Source organism: Duganella sp. Dugasp78, from assembly GCF_059491455.1.
On sequence record NZ_CP168506.1, the window covers coordinates 517,494 to 541,952 of the forward strand.

The window sequence follows — 24,459 nt, forward strand, 5'->3', positions numbered from 1 at the left end:
TGAATTTTACGCAGGAAGCCCGTTCCTGAAAATCGCCTGAAACATGGTGTTGGAATGACAAAAAGCCGCCCAGTTTGCACTGGGCGGCTTTTTGGCGGATGCTGCTTCGACGCGGGATTACGCTTCGCGCGATGCCTTCTTACGCTCGTGTTCCTTCAGGAAGCGCTTGCGCAGACGGATCGATTTCGGGGTGACTTCCACCAGTTCGTCGTCGTCGATGAATTCCACGGCGTATTCCAGCGACATCTGGATAGGCGGCACCAGGCGCACGGCTTCGTCGGTACCCGACGAACGCACGTTGGTCAGCTGCTTGCCCTTGATCGGGTTGACGACCAGGTCGTTGTCGCGCGAGTGGATGCCGATGATCATGCCTTCGTACACCGGGTCGTTGTGGACCACGAACATACGGCCGCGATCCTGCAGTTTCCAGATCGCGTAGGCCACGGCGGCGCCGTCGTCCTGCGAGATCAGCACGCCGTTGCGACGGCCGCCCAGTTCACCCTTGGAGTTGTCGACAGGACCGTAGGCGTCGAACACGTGGCTCATCAGGCCGGTGCCGCGGGTCAGGGTCATGAACTCGCCCTGGAAGCCGATCAGGCCGCGCGCAGGAATACGGTATTCCAGACGCACACGGCCTTTGCCGTCCGATTCCATGTTCTGCAGGTCGCCACGACGGCGGCCCAGCTCTTCCATCACGCCGCCCTGGTTGGCTTCTTCGACGTCAACGCTCAGCTGTTCGAACGGCTCGTGGCGCACGCCATCGACCATCTTGAACACCACGCGCGGACGCGACACGGCCATCTCGAAACCTTCGCGACGCATGTTTTCGATCAGGATGGTCAGGTGCAGCTCGCCGCGGCCCGACACTTCGAACGTGGTGTCGTCCTCGGTCGGTGCAACGCGCAGTGCGACGTTGGCTTTCAGTTCCTTGTCCAGACGGTCGCGCAGCTGGCGCGAGGTGACGAACTTGCCTTCACGGCCGGCCAGTGGCGAGTTGTTGACCATGAAGTTCATGGTCAGGGTAGGCTCGTCGACGGTCAGCATCGGCAGCGGTTCCGGGGTGTCCACCGCGCACAGGGTCGAACCGATGCCGATCTCATCGATACCGTTGATCAGGCAGATGTCGCCGGCGACAGCCGAGTCGACCAGCACGCGCTCCAGGCCCTTGAAGTTCAGCACCTGATTGATGCGGCCTTTGATCGGGGTGGCGCCTGGGCCATTGATGACCAGAACGTCCTGGCCGACCTTGACGGTGCCGCGGTTGACGCGGCCAATGCCGATCTTGCCGACGTAGGACGAGTAGTCCAGCGAGGTGATTTGCATCTGCAGCGGGCCGTCCGGATTGTCGTCGCGTACTGGCACGTGTTCCAGGATGGCGTCGAACAGCGGCTTCATGTCGCCCGAGCGCACGTCTTCGGTCAGGCCGGCGTAGCCGTTCAGGCCCGAGGCGTAGACGATAGGGAAGTCCAGCTGCTCATCGGTCGCGCCCAGCTTGTCGAACAGTTCGAAGGTCTGGTTGATCGCCCAGTCGGCGCGCGCGCCAGGACGGTCGACCTTGTTGACCACGACGATAGGCTTCAGGCCCAGCGCCAGCGCCTTGCGGGTCACGAAGCGGGTCTGTGGCATCGGGCCTTCCTGGGCATCGACCAGCAGCAGAACCGAGTCCACCATCGACAGCACGCGCTCGACTTCGCCGCCGAAGTCGGCGTGGCCTGGGGTGTCGACGATGTTGATGTGGGTGCCTTCGTATTCAACGGCGCAGTTCTTCGACAAAATCGTAATGCCGCGCTCCTTTTCGAGGTCGTTCGAGTCCATGACACGGGTGTCGACCGCTTGGTTTTCACGGAAGGTGCCGGACTGACGCAGCAGTTGATCCACCAGGGTAGTTTTACCGTGGTCAACGTGGGCGATGATGGCGATATTACGAATTGCGCGTTTTGTAGTAGACATGGTCGTTATATTTGCTGAAAAACTGCGGGTGCGTACATGACGTACGGGAGTGGCCAATTTCTGGAACCGCGTAGTATAGCATGTTGCGGTGCAACTCCCTCTGAAATCCTGAATATTTTCAAAGAGTTGCTTTATTGGGGCTTAGGGCTGGACAAAGGCGATCAAACGCTCCGGCGCCAGGATGCTGTACTCGCCCAGCTGGGCGGTGCCGAGCAGCTTGTCGTCCAGGTAGACGCGCACCCTGCCCTCCTCGGCGGGGACGGTCACGGGCTCCTTGCCCAGCGCCAGGCGCTGGCCGTTGAGGAAGCGCTTGGCCAGCTCGGCGGTCAACTGCACGGCCGGAAAACTGGACAGCAAGGCGTCGACCGGCGCGAGCAGGCTGAGCGGTGCAGGATGTGCGGTCAGCTGTTCCAGCGTCAGCATGCCTTCCATGGTCAGCGGGCCGACCTGGGTGCGGCGCAGCGCGTTCAGGTGGGCGCCGCAGCCGAGCGCCTCGCCGATGTCCTGGCCCAGCACGCGGATGTAGGTGCCCTTGCTGCACGTGACCACCAGCTTCAGGAACGGCGCCTCGTAGGACACCAGCTCCAGCTTGTGGATGACAACGTTGCGCGCCTCGCGCTCGAGCGTGATGCCGGCGCGGGCGTACTCGTACAGCGGCTTGCCGTCGCGCTTCAAGGCCGAGTACATCGGCGGCACTTGCGCGATCGGGCCGCGGAATTTTTCCAGCACGGCGTGGATCTGCTCCAGCGTGACGTTGACCTCGCGGCTGTCGACCACTTCGCCCTCGGTGTCGCCGGTGTCGGTGGTCTGGCCCAGGTGGACCGTGGTTTCGTAGGTCTTGTCCGCTTCCAGCAAGTCCTGCGAGAACTTGGTGGCCTCGCCAAAGCACAGCGGCAGCAGGCCGGTGGCGAACGGATCGAGAGTGCCGGTGTGGCCGGCCTTCTTGGCGTTGAGCACGCGCTTGGCCTTGATCAGTGCATCGTTGCTGGAAAAGCCAACCGGCTTGTCGAGCAGCAGCACGCCGTCGATCAGGTCGCGGACTTTTTTAGGATGGTTTTGCTTCATAGGTAGGGGATGCTCAGTATGGGTTCCCGCCTGCGCGGGAACGACGGGCGGCGTCATTCCCGCGCAGGCGGGAATCCATAGAACGCTGGATTACTCCGCGTCCTTCTTCTCTTCGGTCGGCGCCTGGTCGTCGTCCAGCGAGCGGGTGCTGTTGGCCTGGTCGATCAGCGCCGACAGTTCCATGCCGCGCGCGGTCGAGGTGTCGTGCACGAAGTGCAGCGCCGGCAGCGTGTGGATGTGCAGGCGCTTGCCCAGCTGGCCGCGCATATAGCCGGCCGCGGCGGAGAGGCCGTCGACGGTCTGCTTGACCTGCTCCTTGCTATCTTTGAGCATGGTGAAGAAGATCTTGGCGTGCGCGTAATCCGGGGTCACCTGCACTTCGGTGATGGTGATCATGCCGACGCGCGGGTCCTTCAGTTCGAAGGCGATGATTTCGGACAGGTCGCGCTGGATCTGGTCCGCCACGCGCTGACCGCGCTGGGGAATGTTTTTACTATGTTTAGCCATGATATACGGTACTGCTTTCCATAAACGCCAAGTGGACGGTAGCAAGTATGCTCCCGTCCACCCGGTTAAAACTACTCTAATCGCAACTGATTACAGCGTACGAGCGATTTCCTGAACTTCGAACACTTCCAGGGAGTCGCCCACCTGGATATCGTTGTAGTTCTTCAGCGACAGACCGCACTCCAGACCGGCGCGTACTTCCTTGGCGTCGTCCTTGAAGCGTTTGAGCGAGTCGATCTCGCCGGTCCACACCACGATGTTGTTGCGCAGCAGGCGTACCGAGGACGAACGCTTGACCACGCCATCGGTGACCAGGCAACCGGCGATGGCGCCGACTTTCGAGACCAGGATGACCTGGCGAATCTCGACCTGACCGATAACGGTTTCGCGCTTCTCCGGTGCCAGCATGCCCGACAACGCCGATTTGATCTCGTCGATCGCATCGTAAATGATGTTGTAGTAGCGGATGTCCACGCCGTTCGACTCGGCCAGCTTGCGCGCCTGTGCATCGGCACGGGCGTTGAAGCCGATGATGACCGCTTTCGAGGCCACCGCCAGGTTGACGTCCGATTCGGTGATGCCGCCGACCGCTGCGTGCACAACCTGTACGCGCACTTCGGAGGTCGACAGTTTCTGCAGCGAGCCAACCAGCGCTTCCTGCGAACCCTGCACGTCGGTCTTGATGATCAGCGGCAGGTTCTTCACTTCGCCTTCGGCCATCTGGTCGAACATGTTTTCCAGCTTCGCGGCCTGCTGCTTGGCCAGCTTGACGTCGCGGAACTTACCTTGACGGAACAGGCCGATCTCGCGGGCCTTGCGCTCGTCGGCCATGACCATGACTTCCTCGCCGGCTTGCGGCACTTCGGTCAGGCCCTGGATTTCGACCGGGATCGACGGACCGGCTTCGCTGATCGGCTTGCCGTTTTCGTCCAGCATCGCGCGGACGCGGCCGAAGGACGAACCCGCCAGGATCACGTCGCCGCGCTTCAGGGTACCGGACTGCACCAGGATGGTCGCGACCGGGCCCTTGCCCTTGTCCAGACGTCCCTCGACCACCAGGCCACGCGCAGGCGCGTCGATCGGGGCTTTCAGCTCCAGCACTTCGGCTTGCAGCAGCACCTGTTCCAGCAGGGCGTCGATGCCCTGGCCGGTCTTGGCCGATACCGGCACGAATGGCGATTCGCCACCGTATTCTTCCGGCACCACTTGTTCCGCAACCAGTTCCTGCGTCACACGGTCAACGTTGCCGCCCGGTTTGTCGATCTTGTTGATCGCCACAACCAGAGGCACGCCGGCCGCTTTCGCGTGGGCGATCGCTTCCTTCGTTTGCGGCATCACGCCGTCGTCGGCTGCCACCACCAGGATGACGATGTCGGTGGCTTTCGCACCGCGGGCACGCATGGCCGTAAAGGCTTCGTGACCCGGCGTATCCAGGAAGGTGATGGTGCCGCGCGGGGTGTCCACGTGGTACGCGCCGATGTGCTGGGTAATGCCGCCGGCTTCGCCCGACGCCACTTTGGCGCGGCGGATGTAATCCAGCAGCGAGGTCTTACCGTGGTCGACGTGACCCATGACGGTGACCACCGGCGCGCGCGGCACCGATTCAAAGTGAGCGTGCTCACCCTGGTCGGCCAGCAGTGCTTCCGGATCGTCCATCTCGGCGGCGAAGGCCTTGTGGCCCATTTCCTCGACCAGAATCATCGCGGTTTCCTGGTCCAGCACCTGGTTGATGGTGCACATCTGGCCCAGCTTCATCAGTTGCTTGATGACTTCGGAAGCCTTGACGGACATCTTGTGCGCCAGTTCGGCCACGGTGATGGTTTCCGGCACGTAGACGTCTTTGACGACGGCTTCGGTCGGCGCCTGGAAATTGGTTTCGCGGTCATCGGAGTGCGAGCCACGACGGCCGCCACCCTTGCCACCACTGCGCCAGCCATCGCGGCCGCCGGTCGAGCCGGTGTTGCCACGGCCCTTGCCGGCGGTGCCGCCAGGGGCGCCGCGTTTCTTGGCGTCGTCCTGCCAGGTCGACGAGACATTGGCCGACTTGATCGACTTCTTGTCCGCGGTGACAGGCTTCTTGTCGCCAGGCTTGTCGCCCGGTTTGGCGACGGCGCCGGTGGCAGGCTTGTGCAGCGTGCCTTCGGCAACCTTGGCCTTGACCGGCGCAGGCGCTGGTTCAGGGGCTTTGATGGCGCGACGCGGCGCGTTCATCATGGCCTTGATCTGGGCTACTTCATCAGCCACGGCCTTGCGTGCCAGCTCGGTGGCGGCCGCTTTGTCGGCGGCTTCCTTGGCGGCGGCGGCGGCCTTCTTCTTGGCTTCCTCGGCAGCGGCTTTTTTCTTCTCTTCGGCAGCGGCGTCGGTCGCGGCTGGCGCAGCGCCGGCAGCGGCGGCGGTCGCGGCGGCAGCGGCCTTGGTGGCGGCTTTCTTCGCTTCGGCGTCGGCTTCCTTGGCGGCGGCGGCTTCGGCGGCGGCGGTGGCTTTGGCCTGCGCTTCCTTCTCCGATTCCAGCTTGGCCAGGCGCTCCTGCTTCTCGCGCAGTTCCGCTTCCTGACGTGCGATCAGTTCCGCTTGCTTACGGGCGTCTTCTTCACGACGTGCGACCTCGGCGGCGTCGACCACCGGGGCGGCAGGCGCCACCGGCGCGGCGGCGACCGGCTCGTCGCGCTGGACGAAGGTGCGCACCTTCTTCACAGCGACCTGAATCGTGCGGGCCTTGCCGTTGGCATCGGCCTGCTTGATTTCAGTGGTTTCTTTGCGCGTCAGCGTGATCTTCTTCTTTTCGGTATCAGCCGATGCACCGTGGGTACGGCGCAAGTGATCAAGCAGCTTATCCTTATCATCTTTCGACAATGGATCTGACGTCGAACTTTTTTCGACGCCGGCAGAACGCAGCTGCGTCAGCAGCAAATCTGCAGGCATCTTCAGTTCGGTGGCAAATTGGGCTACGTTGTTACTCGCCATTCAGTCCTCTTTTCTATGTGTCGCGGAGATGATAAAGATACTCAAATTAAGCCTTTGCGGATTCGGCAAGACTCCATGCCTTGGCTTGCAAGCCTTTGGCACGATCGTCGTACTTTGAGTCAACCAACTTCATCTCATCGTCGGTCACATCTTCAAATTCACTCTTAATCAGTTCTCGTGCACGGTCGGCGGACAGGGCCAGGATGGCGCCGAATTCGTCGTAGGCCAGTGCAGCAAATGCTTCTACAGTCTTGATACCAGCCAGGCCCAGCTTGCCGGCGGTGACGCGGTCCATGCCTTCCAGACCGACCAGCGCCTCGTCCATGCCTTCCAGGCCTTCTTCCGAAGCGATCGCTTCGGTGACCAGGGCGTCACGGGCGCGGGTGCGCAGTTCGTTGACGGTATCTTCGTCGAACGATTCGATTTCCAGCATTTCGGAGATCGGCACGTAAGCGATTTCTTCCAGGCTGGCAAAGCCCTCTTCCACCAGGATGTCGGCGACTTCCTGGTCGACGTCCAGTTTTTCCATGAACAGTGCGCGCACTGCCGCGGTTTCCTGGGCTGCCTTGTCGGCCGATTCCTCGGCCGTCATGATGTTGATCTTCCAGCCGGTCAGGTCGGAAGCGAGGCGCACGTTCTGGCCGGAGCGGCCGATGGCGATCGCCAGGTTCTCTTCGTCGACCACGACGTCCATCGCGTGCTTCTCTTCGTCGACCATGATCGACGAGACGTTGGCCGGAGCCAGCGCGCCGATGACGAACTGCGCCGGATCTTCGGACCACAGCACGATGTCGACGCGTTCGCCGCCCAGCTCGCCGGTCACGGCCTGCACGCGCGAACCGCGCATGCCGACGCAGGTGCCGATCGGGTCGATGCGCTTGTCGGCCGTGTAGACGGCGATCTTGGCGCGGACGCCGGCGTCGCGCGCCGCCGATTTAATTTCCAGCATGCCCTGCTCGATTTCCGGCACTTCCAGCTCGAACAGCTTCATGATGAAGTCCGGAGCGGTGCGCGACAGGATCACTTGCGGGCCGCGCATATTGCGGTCGATGCGCAGGATGAAGGCGCGCACGCGGTCGCCGATGCGCAGGTTTTCCTTCGGGATCATCTGGTCGCGTGGCAGGCGGGCTTCGATCTTGCCCGACTCGACGATCGCGTCGCCGCGTTCCATGCGCTTGATGGTGCCGGTGACGAGCGAGTCGCCGCGCTCCAGGAAGTCCACCAGGATCTGTTCGCGCTCGGCGTCACGCACGCGCTGCAGCACGACTTGTTTGGTGTCTTGCGCAAAGCGGCGGCCGAATTCGACGGATTCGATCGGCTCTTCGATGTGGTCGTCCACTTCGATGTCCGGAATCTGTTCCTTGGCTTCGAAGTGCAGGATTTCCTGGTCCGGCAGTTGCAGGCCAGCCTCGTCGGGCACGACGTGCCAGCGGCGGAAGGACTCGAACTCGCCCGACTCGCGGTCGATCGAAACGCGAATATCCACTTCACCTTCATAGCGTTTCTTCGTGGCTTGCGCCAACGCGAATTCCAACGCGCCGAAAACCACATCTTTATCGACGTTTTTCTCACGCGCCAGCGCGTCTACCAATAACAAAACTTCGCGACTCATGCTTTGCGTCCCTTAAAAACCACCTGTGGCACCAAGCGTGCCTTATCCACATCGGCGAGCGTAAACTCCAACAGCGCCGGACCATCATTACTTTCAAATTCCAACGACAAATTATCGCCCTGGGGGTCTTGCAGAATGCCCTGGAACGATTTCCGGTTGTTCGTACCCGGCATTGCGGTGCGCAGCTTGACGATAGCTTCGCAACCGGCAAAACGCACGAAATCTTCCAGCTTGCGCACCGGGCGATCCAGCCCTGGCGACGAGATTTCGAGACGCTCGTAATTCACGTTCTCGACCGTCAGCACGTGCGACAACTGGTGGCTGACCGTAGCGCAATCCTCTACGGTGATCGGGCCTTTTTCCTCGGCATCGGCGGCAGTGAAATCGATAAAGACGCGCAGCACTCCGCGCTCGGCCCGTTCGACATCAACCAGCTCATAGCCCAGACCGGCGACGGTCTTTTCAATTAAATCCGGCAGCTGCAAGAAATTCTCCAAATCAAGGCCTGTTTCCAACTTATTAAAAACAGGCCGTTCAAAACGGTTCACCAAAAAAAAAATGGGCATCTGCCCATCTTCTTGTAATACCAGCCAGATGAAAGCGTTCTCAGGGAAGTACCCCGCGAAGAACTTTTACTAGGCTGGTTATTATAACCTTATATGATCTGCGCTGCAATGCCGCACGAGGCGGAAAGGCGGGCTTACAACAGTTCATAAAAGGCTACAAACCCCGGAAACAGCGGCGATGCGCTGCTTTACCCCGCACTGCGACAGAGGGGTCTGACCCCGTACGGGGTCAGACCCCGCGGCGTCATTGCCGTGCGGGGTGAAAGACGCAATCAGCCCTTGCGGCGGCGCGGCATGCCATGATCGATGGCGCCGCCACGCGGTGGCTGGTTGCGGCGCGGCGCGCTGGCGTTACCAAAACCAAAAGTGGTTTGCAGCGGGTCCGGCTGGCGCGGACCGCGGCTAGGCCCCTTGGCCGCTTGACCATTGCCCTGGCCTTGACCACCCTGGCCGCCCTGACCCTGCGGACGACCCTGCCCCTGCGGACGGCCACCCTGGCCCTGCGGACGCGCCGGGCCTTCGCCCAGCGGACGGCCGCCGGCGTAACCGCCGATGCCTTGTGGACGGCCGCCTGGACGGCTGGACGTCTGCGCACCGGCCGGACGGCCCTGGCCGTTGCCGCCTGGGCGACCGCTACCCTGGCCGCCCGGACGACCCTGGCCGTTGCCACCCGGACGCCCCTGGCCGCCGCCGAAACCGCCCTGGCCACGGCCATTGCCGCGTGGGACCTTGGCGAACGGCATGGCGTTGTCATTGCTGACGTCGGCGCGGTTGAAGTTCGGTTCGTCGTGATCGTCCTCGTCGTCGTCGAAATCGCGGTCGTCGCGCTCGGCGTCGCGGCCGCGCTGCGGACGCTTCTCAGGGCCCTTGTTCTGAGCCGGCTTGGCTTGCTGCGGGCCTTTGCCGCGCGGCGCTGGCGCATCGCCGCCCTTTTTCTCGACACCGTAGGCGCTCATCAGATCGCGCACGGTGTTCTCTTCCATCTCTTCCCAGCGGCCGCGCTTCAGGCTGCTTGGCAAGGTCATGGCACCATAGCGGGTACGGATCAGGCGCGACACGGTCAGGCCGATCGCCTCGAACATGCGGCGCACTTCGCGGTTGCGGCCTTCGCCGATGATCACGCGGTACCATTTGTTGATGCCCTCGCCACCGCCGTCGGCGATCTTGGAGAATTGCGCCAGGCCGTCTTCCAGCTCGACGCCGGCCAGCAGTTTCTGGCGCATGCCCTCTTCCAGCACGCCCAGCGTACGCACCGCGTACTCGCGGTCGATGTGGTAGCGCGGGTGCATCAGACGGTTGGCCAGATCGCCGGAGGTGGTGAACAGCAGCAGGCCTTCGGTGTTGAAGTCCAGGCGGCCGACGGCCAGCCATTTGCCGGCCTTCATGGTCGGCAGACGGTCGAACACGGATGGACGGCCTTCCGGATCGTCCATCGAGACGATTTCGCCGGCTGGCTTGTGGTAGACCAGCACGCGCGGCGGCTTCTTGCTGACGCGGCGCTGGATCAGCTTGCCGTTGATGCGCACGGCATCGGCCGGCAGGATGCGCTGGCCGATGTGGGCCGGCTCGCCATTGACCGACACGCGGCCGGCCACGATCAGGTCTTCCATGTCGCGGCGCGAGCCCAGGCCGGCTTCGGCCAGGACCTTGTGCAGCTTAGGCGCGTCGTCGTCCGAGGTCAGGTCGCGACGCACCACTTTCGGTGCGGCGTGGCGGCCCTTGGCCGGCTCGTCGCTGTCGAAGGCGTCCGAGGTGACGTAGGAGAAGGCGGCATCCGCATCGTTGGGCTTGGCGCCGCCGGCGTTCTGGGCGCCGCGTTGCGGCTTGCCGTTCCGGCCTTTGCCGTTCTTGCCGTTGCGCTGACCGTCCGGACGCGGGCCGCGCTCGTGGCGTGGCTTGCCGCCTTCGGCTGGCGCTGCGCCATCGACTGCCGGAGCGGCTTCGCCTTCGGCAGCCACCACCGGTTCAGGACGCGGCATCAGGGCTTCACGCACGGCGCGCTGCTCGCGCATCTGGCGTGGGCCACGCGGACCACGTGGGCCGCGCGCCGGGCGCTCACCTTCAGCAGGAGCGGCTTGCGCTTCGACTGCCGGGGTGGAAACAGCAACTGGCGCGGCCGGAGCGGCGTCCACCGCCGGTGCGGCGGCCGGCTTTTTGGCGCGCGGAGCCTTGGCCGGCGCTTCGGCCGCGGCTGGCGCGGCGGCTTCGACAGCTTCAGCCGGCTTGGCGGCCGGCTTGGCGCGCGGCTTTTTCACTGGAGCCGGCGCGTCGGCGGCGGCGACTTCGGTTTCCGCCTTGGGCTTGCGAGGGGCCACGGCCTTGGCCTTGGGCTTGGCGACCACTGGCGCGTCGCCGGACGCGGCGGCTGCCGTATCGGCCTCGATCTGGGCTTTGGTGCGACGCTTAGGCTTGGCGGCCACTTCGGCCGGCGCTACGTCGTTGACTGTCTCTGGGGAATTAGGATTGTTCATTATTCGTTTCTTGGTTGTGCTCAGCGTCAACCGTTACATCGGGCGCGGATTGTGTTTGTGCTTCGTGGCCGGCTTCCGGGCTAGTCGCGGCTTCTGCTTCGGCCACTGGCAACTCGCTATCCGTACCATCTGTTTGTTGCGCGGCATCGTGTGCCGCCTTGTCAAAGTTTTCCTGCAAGGCCGCTTCCAGCGCCGCCATATCCGGCCCGCCGCCCTGCATATCGCTGATTTGCTGCAAAGGAGGCAGCTGGGACAGCGAATTCAAGCCCAAATCATCTAAAAACTGCTTGGTGGTGCCCAGCAAAGCCGGGCGGCCGACAACGTCGCGATAACCGATGGCGTCCACCCAACCACGGTCTTCCAGCATCTTGATCGTCTGCGAGTTGACGGCTACGCCGCGTATCTCCTCAATATCGCCCCGCGTCACCGGTTGCCGGTAGGCGATGATCGCCAGCGTTTCCAGCGTCGCCCGCGAGTACTTGGGCGGCCTTTCCGGGTTCATGCGGTCGAGGTATAACTTCATCTCCGGGCGGCTCTGGAAGCGCCAGCCGGTCGACAGGCTGATCACTTCAACACCCTTGCCGGCCCAGTCCAGCCTCAATTCTTCGAGCAGTTCCTTGATCGTATCGGAACCGACTCCGGGTCCGCGCGGCCGGTCCTGGTCATCCACCTCGACAAACAGCTTCTTCAGACTGTGGATCGACAATGGCTCACGAGCGCATAGCAAAGCGGTTTCGAGGACTCTTTTAGCCTCTGCTGTATCCATAGCAATCTTGTGGTTGCATTTTCATGCAAGAAAGAATTCAATCACATTCAGTGAGGCAATGGCCGGCATCTACGATGCCGCCTGCTGGTATAACTCGCTGAAGCTGTTTTTCCGACGCCTGGGCCGATGTGCGCCAGGCGGGAGAGAGGGACATGCCGGCAATGGCCGAGGCCCTTGCATTCTACGTGAAACGTGGCCGGGAAGCGCGGCTTTCGGGCGAAAACACACGTGACCGAGCCAAGACATTTCATCCAACAAGCCGAATTGTACCTGATAAAACGGCAAAAAGCGCATTTCGCCGTCATCGAAATGTAACTTGGCTTACACCGCAGCAAGTCTTTCAGACAAGATTGCGGAAACACCTACAAAGGCGGGGTATTCGGCGGTGATGACCCAGGTCGGCACTTCAGCCAGGTATTTGCAGAAACGGCCCTTGGCTTCGAAGCGGGCGCGGAAGCCGGAGCGGTCGAAACGCTCGCCCAGACGCGGAACGATGCCGCCGCCTATATAGATGCCGCCCTGCGCGCCCAGCGTGATCGCGATGTTGCCGGCGATGGTGCCCAGCATGCAGCAGAACGCCTCGATGACTTCGTCGCACAGCGTGCATTCGCCGGCCAGCGCGCGGCGCGAGATCTCGGCGGCGCTCAGCTTTTCGGCCGGCATGTCGGTGTGGTCGGCCAGCGCGCGGTAGATCAGTTCGATGCCGGCGCCGGACATCAGGCGTTCGGCGGAAACGTGGTCGAATTCCTTCCATGCATATTGCAGGATGGCCACTTCGATGGCGTTGGCCGGCGAGAAGGTGACGTGACCGCCTTCGCTCAGCAGGGCGGTCCAGCCATCCTTGCCGGGGATCAGGCCGGAAACGCCGAGGCCGGTACCGGCGCCGATCAGGCCCAGCGGGGTGCCGGCGATGCCGGTGCCGCCGCCAACCTGGTGCTTCTGGGTGGCCGACAGCTGCGGCAGCGAGCTCGCCAGCGCGGTGAAATCGTTGACGACCACCAGGGCGTCGAAGTTGACTTCGCGGCGCAGGCCCTCGATCGAGAATTCCCAGTGGTGGTTGGTCATGCGCACCATGTCGCCGGTGACCGGGTTGGCGATTGCAATCGCGCCATTCCGGATGCCGGTGACGCCGGCCTGGGCAACGGTCGGCGAGGCCAGATAGGCAACCAGGGCGGCGGCCAAGGTTGGATACGCGGCGCAAGCCAATACTTCGATCGCCTCAATCTTGCCCGGAGCGGTCTCCAGCGCAAAGCGCGCGTTGGTACCGCCGATGTCCGCCAGCAGACGCGGGCCACCAGGGAAAGCAGTGGTCAGGAAGGGGGGCGTTTGAAGGGACTGAGCTGTCATGATAGATCGAAAATAGTTGAGGCCTAAGCTTAAGGTATTTTCACTCCGCGAGGCAAGCGAAGTTTGTAGTTTTAGTACACATTAAGCAGCTTTGCCACATGAAATTACAACGCAAAATTTTATTTGGGTAGTATGACTACGATTTCTGAGGCACCCGCCAATCGTGGTAGCGCTTCCATCCGGGCCTAAAAAAAACCGCCAAAAATGGGCGGTTTCAGGCTTAGACCGAGGCCGTATTGCCCTCGTCCACTTCGCGGGGTGTGCCGAAGGCGGCGTTCCATGCGTCGAGGCCGCCGTGCAGCGGCTTGGCGCGGGTGTAGCCGTGGCGGATCAGTTCCTTCGCCACATGGGCGGCGGTGACGTCGTTCGGGCAGCTGCAGTAGACGATGATGTGCTGGTTCCGGTCCAGCGCGGCCAGCTCCGGAATCGGTTCGCCGCCGTTGAACAGCAGCGCGCCCGGCACGGCCGGCTCCAGCATCTGCGCCGTCACGCTGCGGGCGTCGACCAGCACCGGCGCCTTGCCCTGCTCCAGCAATGTCTTCAGCTCGTCGATCGTGATGCGGTCGATCTCGACCGACTGGCGGAAACGCTTGCGCTCGACATATTTGAAGGCGATGAACAGCACCAGCAGCACACCCAGCACGATCAGCGCCGTGGTGCCCATGGTGCTCAGGATGTCCAGCACCTGGTCGATCTGGGTGTGGAAGCCGGCGCCGATGGCGATGCCGGTGCCGCTCCAGACGATGGCGCCGGCGATGCTGAAACCAAGGAAGGCGCCGTTGCTGGTGCCCATGGCGCCGGCCAGCGGCGGCGCGATCGTATTAAAACCGGGAATGAACTTGGCCACCACCAGTGCCTTCGGGCCCCAGCGGTTGAAATTGTCTTCGGTCTGGCTGACGCAGTAATCGGGGGACAGCGAAATCTTGCACAGCAGGCGCAGGATGCGCTTGCCGTAGTAGCGGCCGGCGCGGAACCAGAAATAGTCGCTGATCAGGCAGGCGATCACGCTCACCAGCAGCACGGCCAGCCAGTTGCTGTCGCCGTCCACCGACAAGGCGCCGGCCACGATCAACAGCGGAAACGCGGGAATCGGCAGGCCGATCTGCTCGACCAGCACGATCCCGAACACGATCAGCACGCCGTACTCTTGCAATAAAAGGATTAAATTCGCCATACGGATATCTTATCTTAAAAAACGCTTAACCGTGCCTCGGTATCGCCGCCAACAGCGCGCGGGTGTAGGGGTGCGCGGGGTTCCGGTACAGCTCGTCCGAGTCCGCCAGCTCGACCACCGCGCCCCGCTGCATCACCATCACCTGGTCGGCCATGTATTTCACCACCGACAGGTCGTGCGAGATGAACAAATAGGATAGTCCGAATTCGTCCTGTAAATCCTGCAACAGATTGAGCACCTGCGCCTGCACCGAGACGTCCAGCGCGGACACCGATTCGTCGCACACCAGGATCTCCGGCTTCATCGTCAGGCAGCGCGCGATGGCGATGCGCTGCCGCTGGCCGCCGGAAAACTCGTGCGGATAACGCTGGAAGGCCGTGGCCGGCAATCCGACCTTTTCCAGCAGCCCATGGGCGATGGCGGTGCGCTCGCGGTCGTCGGCGCCGATGCGGTGGATGCGCATCGGCTCCAGCAGGATCTGCCCCACCGTGAAGCGCGGGTTCAGCGAGGCGTACGGGTTCTGGAAGATGATCTGGATGCGGCGCTTGTAGGCCTGGAACTCGCGCGCCGTCATCGCCAGCAGGTCGCGGCCATCGAACAGGACGCTGCCGCCGCTGGCCTGGTGCAGCCGCAGCAAGGTCAGGCCGACGGTGGTCTTGCCGGAGCCCGACTCCCCCACGATGCCCAGCGTCTTGCCGCGCGCCAGCGTGAACGACACGTCCTTCACCGCCTGGAACTCGCGCTTGCCGAACCAGCCCTGGCGCAGCTGGAAGCTCTTGCTCAGCTTGTCCACCACCAGCAGCGGCTGGTCGTCCGGCCGGGTGCCGCGCTGCCGTTCCAGCGGATGCAGTGGCGTCACACCCTGCCCTTCGGCGATGTCACCGCCGGCATAGCGCTGGTGCTCGACGCCGGCCAGGTAGTCGGCGATCACCGGCAGGCGCCACGGCCGCGCGTCCAGCGACGGCCGGCAGTGCAGCAGCGCCTTGGTATAGCCGTCGCGCGGCTGGCTGAACACCTGCTGCGCCGGTCCGGCTTCGCGCACTTCGCCGTGGCGCATGACGATGACATGGTCGGCGATCTCGGCCACCAGCCCCAGGTCGTGGGTGATGAACAGCACCGCCATCGCGTGGCGCTTTTGCAGGCGCGCGATCAGTTCCATGATCTGCTTCTGGATCGTGACATCCAGCGCCGTGGTCGGCTCGTCGGCGATCAGCAGCTTCGGTTCGCAGGCGATGGCCATGGCGATCATCACGCGCTGCTGCTGGCCGCCGGATAGCTGGCTGGGATAGGCGTCGATCTTGACAGCCGGGTCGGGGATGCCGACTTCGTCCAGCAGCTCCAGCGTGCGGCGGCGCGCCTGGGCCGCGCTCATGCCCATGTGCAGGCGCAGCACTTCGCCGATCTGCGCGCCGGCCGTGAAGACCGGGTTCAGCGACGACATCGGCTCCTGGAAGATCATCGCGATGTCCTTGCCGCACAGGGCGCGGCGCTCGCCGGCGGACATGGCCAGCAGGTCGCGGCCGTCAAAGCGGATGCGGCTGGCCGGATCGATGACGGTGGTGTCCGGCGGCAGCAGGCCCATCACGGCGAGCGAGCTGACCGACTTGCCGCTGCCCGATTCGCCCACCAGCGCAACGGTGGCGTTGCGCGGCACCTGGAACGACACGCCCTTGACCGCCTCCACCGTGGTGTGGCGGTCGGCGCGGAAGGCGATGCGCAGGTCGGCGATCTCCAACAGCTTGTTATCGGGATATTGAGCGCTCATCGTTTCACCTTGGGGTCGAGGGCGTCGCGCAGCGCGTCGGTGAACAGCGAGAAGGCCGTCACCAGCAATGCCATGGCGATGGCGGCGGCGGTCAGCTGCCACCAGCGGCCGAGTATCAATTCGTTCTGCGCCTCGTTGAGCATGCTGCCCCACGAGACCACGCCGACCGGCACGCCGAAGCCGAGGAAGCTGAGGATGACCTCGGCCTTGATGAAGCCCACCACCAGGATCGACATCTGCACCAGCGCCACGTGGCTGACGTTGGGGAAGATGTGCGTGAACATCTTGCGCCAGTGCGAGGCGCCGATGGCGTCGGCGGCCAGCACGTACTCGCGCGCCTTGTGCTTGATGTACTCGGCGCGTATCAAACGATAGGGGCCGGTCCAGCCGGTCAGGCCGAGGATCAGCACGATGGTCAGCACGCCCTTCTGCTGCAGCACGGCGGCCACGGCCAGTATCATCAGCACCGAGGGGATGGCGGTGAAAATGCTGTAGAACCAGTTGAACAAGTCGTCCACCACGCCGCCGAAGTAACCGGACAAGGCGCCGAACAGCGTGCCCAGGCTGACCGCCAGCAAGGCCGCCACCAGGCCGACCACGATCGAGGTCTCGCCGCCCTTGATGGTTTTCTTGATGATGTCGTGGCCCCATTTGTCGCCGCCGAACGGCAGCGCCGCCAGACGGCCAGCGCCAGCATGGGCCGCTGCCGCATTACCGGCCCACGCGCCGCGCAGTTGCGCGCGCAAGGCGCGGATATCGTCGGCCAGCGGATCGAAGGGATTGTCCGGCAAGGCCTGCGGCGGCGCGGCCGGCGCGCCGCTCGCGGACTGCGCGGCGTCGACAAAAGAAGGCGGCGCATAGTTCACGCCGACCTCATCCTCCCAGTCCGCCACGATCAGCCCGCTGGCGGACAGCACCAGCATCAACAGGAAGGCCGCCACCACGGCCAGCGACACCATGGCCACGCGGTCCGCGCGCAGACGCCGCCAGGCCAGGCGCCACAACCCGGGCGAGACGTGATGCACGACGGCCGTCATGCCAGCTGCACCCGCGGATCGACCGCCTGGTACATCAGGTCCGTCAGCAGGTTGAACAGCATGGTGGCCGCCGCCACGTAGACGGTGATCGCCTTGATCACCGGGAAGTCGCTGCGCTCGACCGCCAGGATCACCTCGCGCCCGATGCCGGGAATGCCGAAGAAGCGCTCCAGCAGGAAGGCGCCGATCAGCAACGCCGGCAGGTTGGACATCACATGCGTGATGATGGGGATGGCGGCGTTGCGCAGCACGTGCACCCACATCACGCGGCGCTCGCCCAGGCCCTTGGCGCGCGCGGTGCGCACGTAGTCCTGGCCCACCTCGTCCAGCACGAAGCTGCGGTACAGGCGCAAGGTCGGCGCGATCGAGACGGCCAGCCCGATCAGGATGGGCAAGGTGGCGTAGCGCAGCAGGTTCTCCCAGAAGCGCTCGCCCCAGCCCTGCACCGGGAACAGCCCCAGCTTGTAAGCCAGCCCGTACTGGAACACGATGATGTAGACCAGGATGCTGATCGACATGCCTACGGTGCAGGCGATCATCACCACGCGGTCGGTCAGCGAGCCGCGCACGAAAGCCACCGTCAGCGCCAGCGCGATGCCCAGCAAGGTCTCCAGCAGCGTCAGCGGCAGCAGCACCGTCAATGACGGCCCCAGCCGCGTGGCGATGATGTGGGACACCGGCTCGCCGGTCGCCCAGCTCAAGCCGAAATCGAAGGTGGCGATCTGCCTGATGAAGATCCACAGCTGCACGTAGGACGGCTGGTCCACGCCCAGCTGGTGGCGGATGTTGGCGATGCTCCCGGCGTCGGCCATCTTGCCGGCCAGGATGAAGGCCGGATCGCCGCCCACCCAGTTGAACAGCACGAACACCAGCAGCACCACGCCCAGCATGGTCGGCAGCATCTGCCACAGGCGGCGCACAATATAGGCAATCATTGCTGGTCCTTGCGGTCGATATCGATGTACTTCCATTCCTGATGCAGGATGGGATGCTTCTTATACCCCAGTACGGTCGATTGCGCCAGCATGCCGCGGTGGCGCGACTAGGCCGACATCGCCGCCTGCACTTCCAGCAGCCGCGCCATCCAGCGCGGATCCCGGCGGGCCTGCCCTTGCCTTGCAGCCTGGTCTTTTGTCTCAGACGGGGCTTTTTGCATTGCCGCCCGCCCCGACTGTCGCATTAATGTAACGTCGTGTATTCAGCCGCCCGGTACTTATCGTCGCCTTCCGCGCACCAGCGTGTTGCATACCCGATACGCCCACACCATACTTTCCCTTCTTTTTAGCATTCAAACAATGTTTTATGTACTGAGAAGCGTTTCGCACCGAATTAGAGCGTTTTCCTGCCCAATTTTAGCGCGACACCCCTCGCCCCCCGGACACGACAACTTTATTCATTGATAAACGTTTGCTCGTTGACAGTAAAGACAGGCAGATGCTCTGATGAAGAGGCAAAGAACATCTGGTTCTCTGCACAAGACCTCAAAACGTAGTTACTTGATGCATTGATTTCAAATGGGAGAGAGAAATAATGATGGTTGAAACAGTATTGGCGCGATCCGTGCGTCTGGTGTGCACCGGCGGTTTGCTGGGCCTGGGCCTGATCGCTCCGCTGGCGCAAGCCCAAAGCACCGACCAGCCCGTGCAGCGCGTTGAAGTGACGGGTTCGTCGATCAAGCGCCTGGTCTCGGAAACGGCCAACCCCTTGACCGTGTTCAAATCCGACGACTTCGTCAAGCAAGGCTTGACCACGGCCCAGGAAGTGCTGGACCGCATTCCGTCGAACAGCTCGAGCTTCAGCTCCGGCAACGTGGTCGGCGGCAACAGCAGCGGCCTGCCGACCGGCGGCCAGGCCAGCGCCGACTTGCGCGGCCTGGGCGGCGACAAAACCCTGGTGCTGCTGAACGGCCGCCGCATCGCCAACCACCCGTATGACGGCGCCAGCGTCGACCTGAACATCATTCCGGTGTCGGCCCTGGAGCGCGTCGAAGTGCTGCGCGACGGCGCCTCGGCGATCTACGGTACCGACGCCATCGGCGGCGTGATCAACTTCATCACCAAGCGCTCGGTCAAGACCACCACCATCACGGCCGAAGGCGTGGCGCCACGCAAGCCCGGCGCCGACGAGCGCCGCATCAACCTGTCGACCGGCTACGGCGACCTGGACGCCGACGGCTTCAACGTGTTCGGCGTGTTCGACTACCACAAGCTCGACATCCTGACTTCGCAGCAGCGCGATTTCTCCAAGACCGGCATCATTCCGTCGCGCGGCCTGAACCTGACCTCCGGCACCACCTATCCGGGTAACTACTTCGATCCGACCTCGGGCGCCACCGGCAACCCCGGCTTCGCCAAGGGCTGCGACGCGCCGCTGTCGGTGCCGCGCGCCAGCAACGGCACCTGCCGCGAGGACTACACCCGCCTGATCGACGATCTGCCGGAGCAAAAGCAGACCGCCTTCTTCGGCAAGGCCACCTTCAAGATCAACAACGACCACCAGGCCTCGATCGAGTACCTGCACGCGGAAAACGATGTGATCTCGCACACCGCGCCGCCGCCGCAGACCGGCCTGATCCTGCCGAAGTCGAGCAAATACTATCCGGGCAATTCGGGCGGCGTGCCGGCCATGCCTGGCCTGTCGGGCGACCCGCTGTCGGTTAACTGGCGTCCGACCGAAGCCGGTCAGCGCACCATCAATTCCAAGGGCGCAGCCGACCGTCTGAGCATCGCCGCCGAAGGCCTGTACAAGGACTGGGACTACAAGGCCGGCTTCACGCTGTCCGAGAGCCGCTCGGCCGAATACTTCACCGGCGGCTATGTGCGCGACGACAGTTTCGCAGCAGGCGTCTTCAACGGCACGCTGAACCCGTTCGGCCTGCAGGACGCGGCCGGCAAGACCTACCTCGACAGCACCGCGCTGCGCGGCCAGGTCCAGAGCGGCAAAACCCGCAACACCGGCATCGACGCCAAGGCCAGCCGCGAGCTGATGGAGATGGGCGGCGGCAAGATGGCGGTGGCCGTGGGCGCCGAGCTGCGCCGCGAAGAGGCGGACTTCTTCGTCAACCGCGACATCGCCGGCCAGGCCGCCAGCTCGGGTCTGTCGGGTTCGCAGTCGACCTCGGGCGAGCGCACCATCAAGGCCATCTTCGGCGAGTTGAACATGCCGCTGATCAAGGACCTGGAAGTGCAGTTCGCGGCCCGCTACGACAACTACAGCGACGTCGGCAGCACCACCAACCCGAAACTGGGCGTGCGCTACCAGCCGACCAAGCAAGTGCTGCTGCGCGGTTCGGCCTCGACCGGCTTCCGCGCACCGACGCTGTTCGAGAAAAACGCGCCGCGTTCGAAGAACGACACCAACAACTCGTACAACGATCCTATCCTGTGCCCAGGCGGCGTGCTGTCGACCAACCCGATCGCCAACCCGCTGCGCGACTGCGACCTGCAACAGTTCAAGCTGCAGGGCGGCAATGCCAGCCTGAGCCCGGAAAAATCCAAGACCTTCTCGATGGGCATCGTGATCGAGCCGGTTCAGCAGGCGACGCTGGCCCTGGACTACTGGAACATCCGCCTCAAGGACAAGATCAACGCGCTGCCGGAAGAAGCCATCTACGGCGACTACGCCAAGTACCAGGCGCGCTTCCTGCGCAACCCGGACGGCTCGCCGTACGCGATCCTGGACTTGAAGGAAAACCTGGGCAAGGTCAACACCGACGGCGTCGACATGAGCCTGACGCTGCGCTCCGGCACCACCGGCTATGGCAACTTCACGCTGACCGTGGACGGCACCTATGTCCACAAGTATGAATACCAGGACGAGCGCGACGGTCCGTTCACCCAGAACGTCGGCCGCTACGCTGCCAACAATCCGGTGTTCCGCTGGAAGCACAACGCCGCGCTGAACTGGCGTTTGGGCACCTGGAGCGCGACGCTGGCGCAGTCGTACAAGTCCGGCTACATCGACCAGAACCTGGACATCGCGACGCAGTTCCTGAACAAGGTGCCGTCGTACCAGCTGTGGAACCTGTCGGGCACCTACACCGGCTTCAAGGGTGTGAGCCTGACCGCCGGCGTGAAGAACCTGCTGGACAAGGAACCGCCGTTCTCGAACCAGGGTACGCTGTTCCAGAAGGGTTACGATCCACGCTACACGGATCCGGTCGGCCGCGCACTGTACGCCCGCGCCAGCTACACCTTCTAAGCTAGGCTGAGCTAGCCTTACACCAGCCCCAGTGGCGATGCCCCGGTCCCGGCCGGCGCATCGCCACTTTTCTTTGCGCGCTCAGAACTTGTAATTGCCGCTCAGGTAGAACGCGCGACCGGCCGGGTCGGTGTAGCGGCCGTCGTAGCCGAGCTGGTTGCCGCCGCCGGCGTTCTGCAAGGTCAGCGGCGGCTTGCGGTCGCACAGGTTCTTGATGCCGGCGGTCAGCGTGAAGCGGCCGAACTCATATTTCCCCTGCCAGTCGACGGTGGTGTACGACGGCGTCCACAAGCCGCCGAAGGCCAGCGAATCGCCCACGCCGCCGTCCGGGTTGACGGCGAAGATCGCCGTGTCCAAGGGGTAGGCCTGGTCGTGGTAGCCCGACTTGTAGTGCGCCGCCAGCGTGTTGGTCAGCTTGCCGTTGGTCAGGCTCAGCGTCAGGTGGCTCTGCACGCGGAACACCACCGCGTTGTCCGGGCCGAAGCGGCCGAGGTCGGAGTTGATGTCGCCGCCGGCAATGGTGGTGTAGTTCTGCTTGATCATATAGGTGCCGGTCCAGGCCGCCTTCCAGTCGCCGACCGGCGACCTGTTGCGGTAGCTGAAGTCCCAGTCGACGCCGCGGTAGTTGGCCTCGCCGCCGTTGATCGGCGCCTGCAGGTAGCCGATGGTGGTGTAGCCGGCCGGATCGGGATAGGGGTTGACGAACAGGCGCAGGTACTGCTGCGGATTGGCGAAGCCCACCTGCTCCGGCACACCGGCCGACAGCACCTGGTTGCGGATCCGCACATTCCACAAGTCCAGCCCCAGCGACAGGCCGCGCAAGGCCTCGACGCGGCCACCCAGTGTCCACTGCCGGGACTTTTCCGGTTGCAGCCCGGCGCTGCCGCTGGCGCCGTTGGGGCCGATCAGCAGGTCGTACTGCGCCTGCCCCACCAGGCAGCCCGTCGATCCCGGGAAGGGACAGGCGTAGCTGCCGGCGGTGCTGCCGTTGAAGGTCGGCGCGCCGGCGATGTCGCTGATGTTGGGCGTCTTGAAGCCAGTGCCGTAGGCGGCGCGCAGCAGCAGCGTCTCGACCGGGGTCCAGCGCGCGCTGACCTTGTAGGTGCCGGCACTGAACGAGTTGCCGACCTCGCCCGATGGCAGCCGCGGACGCAGGCCGCTGGCGTCGGCCAGCTGGGCGAAGATGACATCGCTGTGGGTCTTGTCGTAGCTGTCGTAGCGGCCGGAGAGGGTGGCCTCGAAGGTCTTGTGCAGCGGCAGCAGCAGCTCGCCGAACACGCCCCAGTTGTCGCGGCGGGCGTCGAACGGCACCTGGCCGTAGTTGCCGCCCACCGGGTAGTCGGCCGAGGCCGGCTGGCTGGCGTAGCCGGAGTTGGCCAGGATGGTCGGATGGTAGGCGATCTGGTAATGGGTTTTCGAATAGTCGCCGCCCAGCGAGACGATGGAGCTGCCCCCCGGCAGACTGAACAGGTCGTGCTGCGCGCCCGCGTGCAGCGTGTTCAGCTTGGAGGTGTTGGTCGAGAAGGTGGTGCCGTTGACCAGTGCGCCGCGCAGCCGGTCGGCGCCGGTGCCCATCACCGGGTCGTAGGCGCCGGAGGCCACCAGCGCGTTGAGCTGGTCGAAGTCCGAGTAGCCGCCGGCCGCCCTGTCCTTGATCTTGTTCTCGGACAGGATCAGGCTGGCGTTGTAGGCCCAGGCGTAGGCGCTGCCGTCGATGCCGATGGCGAAGTGGTGCGCATCGGTGACGTACTCGTCGGTGCGACCGCCGATCAGCACCGAGCGGTAGCCCAGCGTGGCGTCGGCGGTCGGGTTCTCCAGGTTGTGGGCGTCCAGGTAGGGCTGGACGTAGCGCGCGTACAGCTGCGGGAAGCGGTCGACGGCGTTGACGCCCATCGGTTGCGCGGACGGCGCGTACTGCGCGGTCATCGAATAGCTCGACAGCACCAGTTCGCTCCACAGCTTGGTGTCGTCGTTGATCTGCCAGCTGCCCTTGAGCAGGCCGCTGTCGCGCCGCGAACCGGGCACGTCCTCGACGGTGGCGGCATAGTTGAAGCGGCACTGCGTGCCCAGCGGGCCGGCCAGCGCGCTGCCGCAATTGCCGTTGGCGGCCAGGTAGGGATTGATCGCCACGCCGCTGGTCTCGACCGTGGCGGCCGAGCCGCGCGGGCGCGCGTTGAAGGTGATGTTGGCCGGCTCGGTGTTGCCGGTGCGCTGGTCGAAGTAGTACTGCTGGCCGCCGCTGCTGAACCTGAAGAACGCGCCCGGCGCCGAGAAGCTGCGCTGCAGGGCGGTCAGGCGCTGCTGCTCGTCGTGGCTGTACGAGAACAGGACGTTGAACCTGTCGGTGTCGAGGTTGCCCCAGCCCTTGGTCAGGCCGGCGCTGGCCCAGCGGCCGCCCGACTTGCGCGGCTGGCCGTAGGTGCCGTAAGCCTCGCCCTTGGACAGGTTCTTTTTCAAGATGAAATTGACCACGCCGGCAATCGCGTCCGAACCGTACAGCGCGGACGCGCCGTCGCCGAGGATCTCGACCCGTTCCACCGCCTCCAGCGGGATGCTCTCGATGTTGACCGCGTAGCCACCGCCCTGCCCGGTGCCGAGCAGGCTGGGCGCCATGCGCTGGCCGTCCAGCAGCACCAGCGTGTACTTCGACGGCAGCGAGTGCAGCGCCGCCGTGGTGACGCCGGCGCCGCCGCCGTTGACCGAACTGGACGCCGGCACGAAGCCCTGCATCGACGGCAGCATCTGGATCAGGTCGGTCGCGGAGGCGGCGCCGCTCTGCTGGATGTCGGCACGGGTCAGCACCTGCACCGGCAGCGAGCCCTCCTGCGCGATGCGCTTGATGGCCGAGCCGGTGATCTCGACCCGCTGCATCGGCGACGCAGTTGGGGCGTCGGCCTGCTGCTGCGCCATCGCCGGCAAGGCCAGCAGCCCCACGCCGGCCAGGGCGCCGCCGGAGCACATCGTCCGCAACGAGCGCGACAACATAGTTTCCTGAATCATGACTTACCTCCCTCGATTATTTTCGGACATACCTG

15 protein-coding genes are annotated in these 24,459 nt (G+C 64.1%); 1 reads left to right on the plus strand and 14 read right to left on the minus strand.

Annotated elements, in window-relative coordinates; translation table 11 throughout:
- Window positions 1-117 precede the first annotated feature (117 nt).
- The 13 genes from typA to ACEN9O_RS02335 form a co-directional block, all read right to left on the minus strand.
- Window positions 118-1,950 carry a translational GTPase TypA gene (gene typA / locus ACEN9O_RS02275; protein WP_495616042.1) on the minus strand — a complete coding sequence of 611 codons (1,833 nt, stop codon included), beginning with the start codon at window positions 1,948-1,950 and terminating at the stop codon, window positions 118-120.
- Between the two features lie 141 nt (window positions 1,951-2,091).
- Window positions 2,092-3,015, minus strand: coding sequence for a tRNA pseudouridine(55) synthase TruB (gene truB, locus ACEN9O_RS02280; RefSeq protein WP_495616043.1), 924 nt, complete (start codon window positions 3,013-3,015; stop codon window positions 2,092-2,094).
- A gap of 90 nt (window positions 3,016-3,105) precedes the next feature.
- On the minus strand, window positions 3,106-3,522 hold the full coding sequence (gene rbfA, locus ACEN9O_RS02285) for a 30S ribosome-binding factor RbfA (protein WP_495616044.1): 417 nt from the start codon (window positions 3,520-3,522) through the stop codon (window positions 3,106-3,108).
- 90 nt (window positions 3,523-3,612) lie between these two features.
- Entirely contained in the window at window positions 3,613-6,486 is a 2,874-nt protein-coding gene (infB, locus tag ACEN9O_RS02290; RefSeq protein WP_495616045.1) for a translation initiation factor IF-2, read from the minus strand.
- Between the two features lie 46 nt (window positions 6,487-6,532).
- Window positions 6,533-8,098 carry a transcription termination factor NusA gene (nusA, locus tag ACEN9O_RS02295; protein ID WP_116993389.1) on the minus strand — a complete coding sequence of 522 codons (1,566 nt, stop codon included), beginning with the start codon at window positions 8,096-8,098 and terminating at the stop codon, window positions 6,533-6,535.
- On the minus strand, window positions 8,095-8,583 hold the full coding sequence (gene rimP / locus ACEN9O_RS02300) for a ribosome maturation factor RimP (RefSeq protein ID WP_495618416.1): 489 nt from the start codon (window positions 8,581-8,583) through the stop codon (window positions 8,095-8,097). The genes nusA and rimP overlap by 4 nt, the downstream gene beginning before the upstream one ends.
- A 353-nt stretch (window positions 8,584-8,936) precedes the next feature.
- Entirely contained in the window at window positions 8,937-11,135 is a 2,199-nt protein-coding gene (locus ACEN9O_RS02305) for a pseudouridine synthase (RefSeq protein ID WP_495616046.1), read from the minus strand.
- Window positions 11,122-11,901: an SMC-Scp complex subunit ScpB gene (gene scpB, locus ACEN9O_RS02310; RefSeq protein WP_495616047.1), complete on the minus strand. Its 780-nt coding sequence runs from the start codon at window positions 11,899-11,901 to the stop codon at window positions 11,122-11,124. Before scpB ends, ACEN9O_RS02305 begins: the two co-directional genes overlap by 14 nt.
- Window positions 11,902-12,222: 321 nt before the next feature.
- Window positions 12,223-13,248: a glucokinase gene (locus tag ACEN9O_RS02315; protein ID WP_495616048.1), complete on the minus strand. Its 1,026-nt coding sequence runs from the start codon at window positions 13,246-13,248 to the stop codon at window positions 12,223-12,225.
- A 220-nt stretch (window positions 13,249-13,468) separates the two neighbouring features.
- A complete protein-coding gene (locus tag ACEN9O_RS02320; RefSeq protein WP_495616049.1) occupies window positions 13,469-14,422 on the minus strand; it encodes a VTT domain-containing protein in 954 nt (317 codons plus the stop codon).
- A gap of 25 nt (window positions 14,423-14,447) precedes the next feature.
- Window positions 14,448-16,187 (minus strand): ABC transporter ATP-binding protein, encoded by a 1,740-nt coding sequence (locus ACEN9O_RS02325; RefSeq protein ID WP_495616050.1) that lies wholly within the window; start codon window positions 16,185-16,187, stop codon window positions 14,448-14,450.
- Window positions 16,184-17,224 carry an ABC transporter permease gene (locus ACEN9O_RS02330; RefSeq protein WP_495616051.1) on the minus strand — a complete coding sequence of 347 codons (1,041 nt, stop codon included), beginning with the start codon at window positions 17,222-17,224 and terminating at the stop codon, window positions 16,184-16,186. Before ACEN9O_RS02330 ends, ACEN9O_RS02325 begins: the two co-directional genes overlap by 4 nt.
- Window positions 17,221-18,159 (minus strand): ABC transporter permease, encoded by a 939-nt coding sequence (locus tag ACEN9O_RS02335; protein WP_495616052.1) that lies wholly within the window; start codon window positions 18,157-18,159, stop codon window positions 17,221-17,223. The genes ACEN9O_RS02330 and ACEN9O_RS02335 overlap by 4 nt, the downstream gene beginning before the upstream one ends.
- A 595-nt stretch (window positions 18,160-18,754) precedes the next feature.
- Between ACEN9O_RS02335 and ACEN9O_RS02340 the strand changes: the two genes are divergently transcribed.
- Entirely contained in the window at window positions 18,755-21,424 is a 2,670-nt protein-coding gene (locus ACEN9O_RS02340) for a TonB-dependent receptor (RefSeq protein ID WP_495616053.1), read from the plus strand.
- 81 nt (window positions 21,425-21,505) lie between these two features.
- Here ACEN9O_RS02340 and ACEN9O_RS02345 read toward each other — a convergent pair whose 3' ends face one another.
- Window positions 21,506-24,424 carry a TonB-dependent receptor domain-containing protein gene (locus ACEN9O_RS02345; protein ID WP_495616054.1) on the minus strand — a complete coding sequence of 973 codons (2,919 nt, stop codon included), beginning with the start codon at window positions 24,422-24,424 and terminating at the stop codon, window positions 21,506-21,508.
- Between the last annotated feature and the right edge of the window lie 35 nt (window positions 24,425-24,459).

Coding starts and splice junctions, on each gene's coding strand:
- ACEN9O_RS02325 (WP_495616050.1), bottom strand. CDS start 16,187: ATGAGCGCTCAATATCCCGATAACAAGCTGTTGGAGATCGCCGACCTG.
- rbfA (WP_495616044.1), bottom strand. CDS start 3,522: ATGGCTAAACATAGTAAAAACATTCCCCAGCGCGGTCAGCGCGTGGCG.
- ACEN9O_RS02320 (WP_495616049.1), bottom strand. CDS start 14,422: ATGGCGAATTTAATCCTTTTATTGCAAGAGTACGGCGTGCTGATCGTG.
- typA (WP_495616042.1), bottom strand. CDS start 1,950: ATGTCTACTACAAAACGCGCAATTCGTAATATCGCCATCATCGCCCAC.
- ACEN9O_RS02305 (WP_495616046.1), bottom strand. CDS start 11,135: ATGAACAATCCTAATTCCCCAGAGACAGTCAACGACGTAGCGCCGGCC.
- infB (WP_495616045.1), bottom strand. CDS start 6,486: ATGGCGAGTAACAACGTAGCCCAATTTGCCACCGAACTGAAGATGCCT.
- ACEN9O_RS02315 (WP_495616048.1), bottom strand. CDS start 13,248: ATGACAGCTCAGTCCCTTCAAACGCCCCCCTTCCTGACCACTGCTTTC.
- scpB (WP_495616047.1), bottom strand. CDS start 11,901: ATGGATACAGCAGAGGCTAAAAGAGTCCTCGAAACCGCTTTGCTATGC.
- ACEN9O_RS02335 (WP_495616052.1), bottom strand. CDS start 18,159: ATGATTGCCTATATTGTGCGCCGCCTGTGGCAGATGCTGCCGACCATG.
- truB (WP_495616043.1), bottom strand. CDS start 3,015: ATGAAGCAAAACCATCCTAAAAAAGTCCGCGACCTGATCGACGGCGTG.
- ACEN9O_RS02330 (WP_495616051.1), bottom strand. CDS start 17,224: ATGACGGCCGTCGTGCATCACGTCTCGCCCGGGTTGTGGCGCCTGGCC.
- nusA (WP_116993389.1), bottom strand. CDS start 8,098: ATGAGTCGCGAAGTTTTGTTATTGGTAGACGCGCTGGCGCGTGAGAAA.
- ACEN9O_RS02340 (WP_495616053.1), top strand. CDS start 18,755: ATGATGGTTGAAACAGTATTGGCGCGATCCGTGCGTCTGGTGTGCACC.
- ACEN9O_RS02345 (WP_495616054.1), bottom strand. CDS start 24,424: ATGATTCAGGAAACTATGTTGTCGCGCTCGTTGCGGACGATGTGCTCC.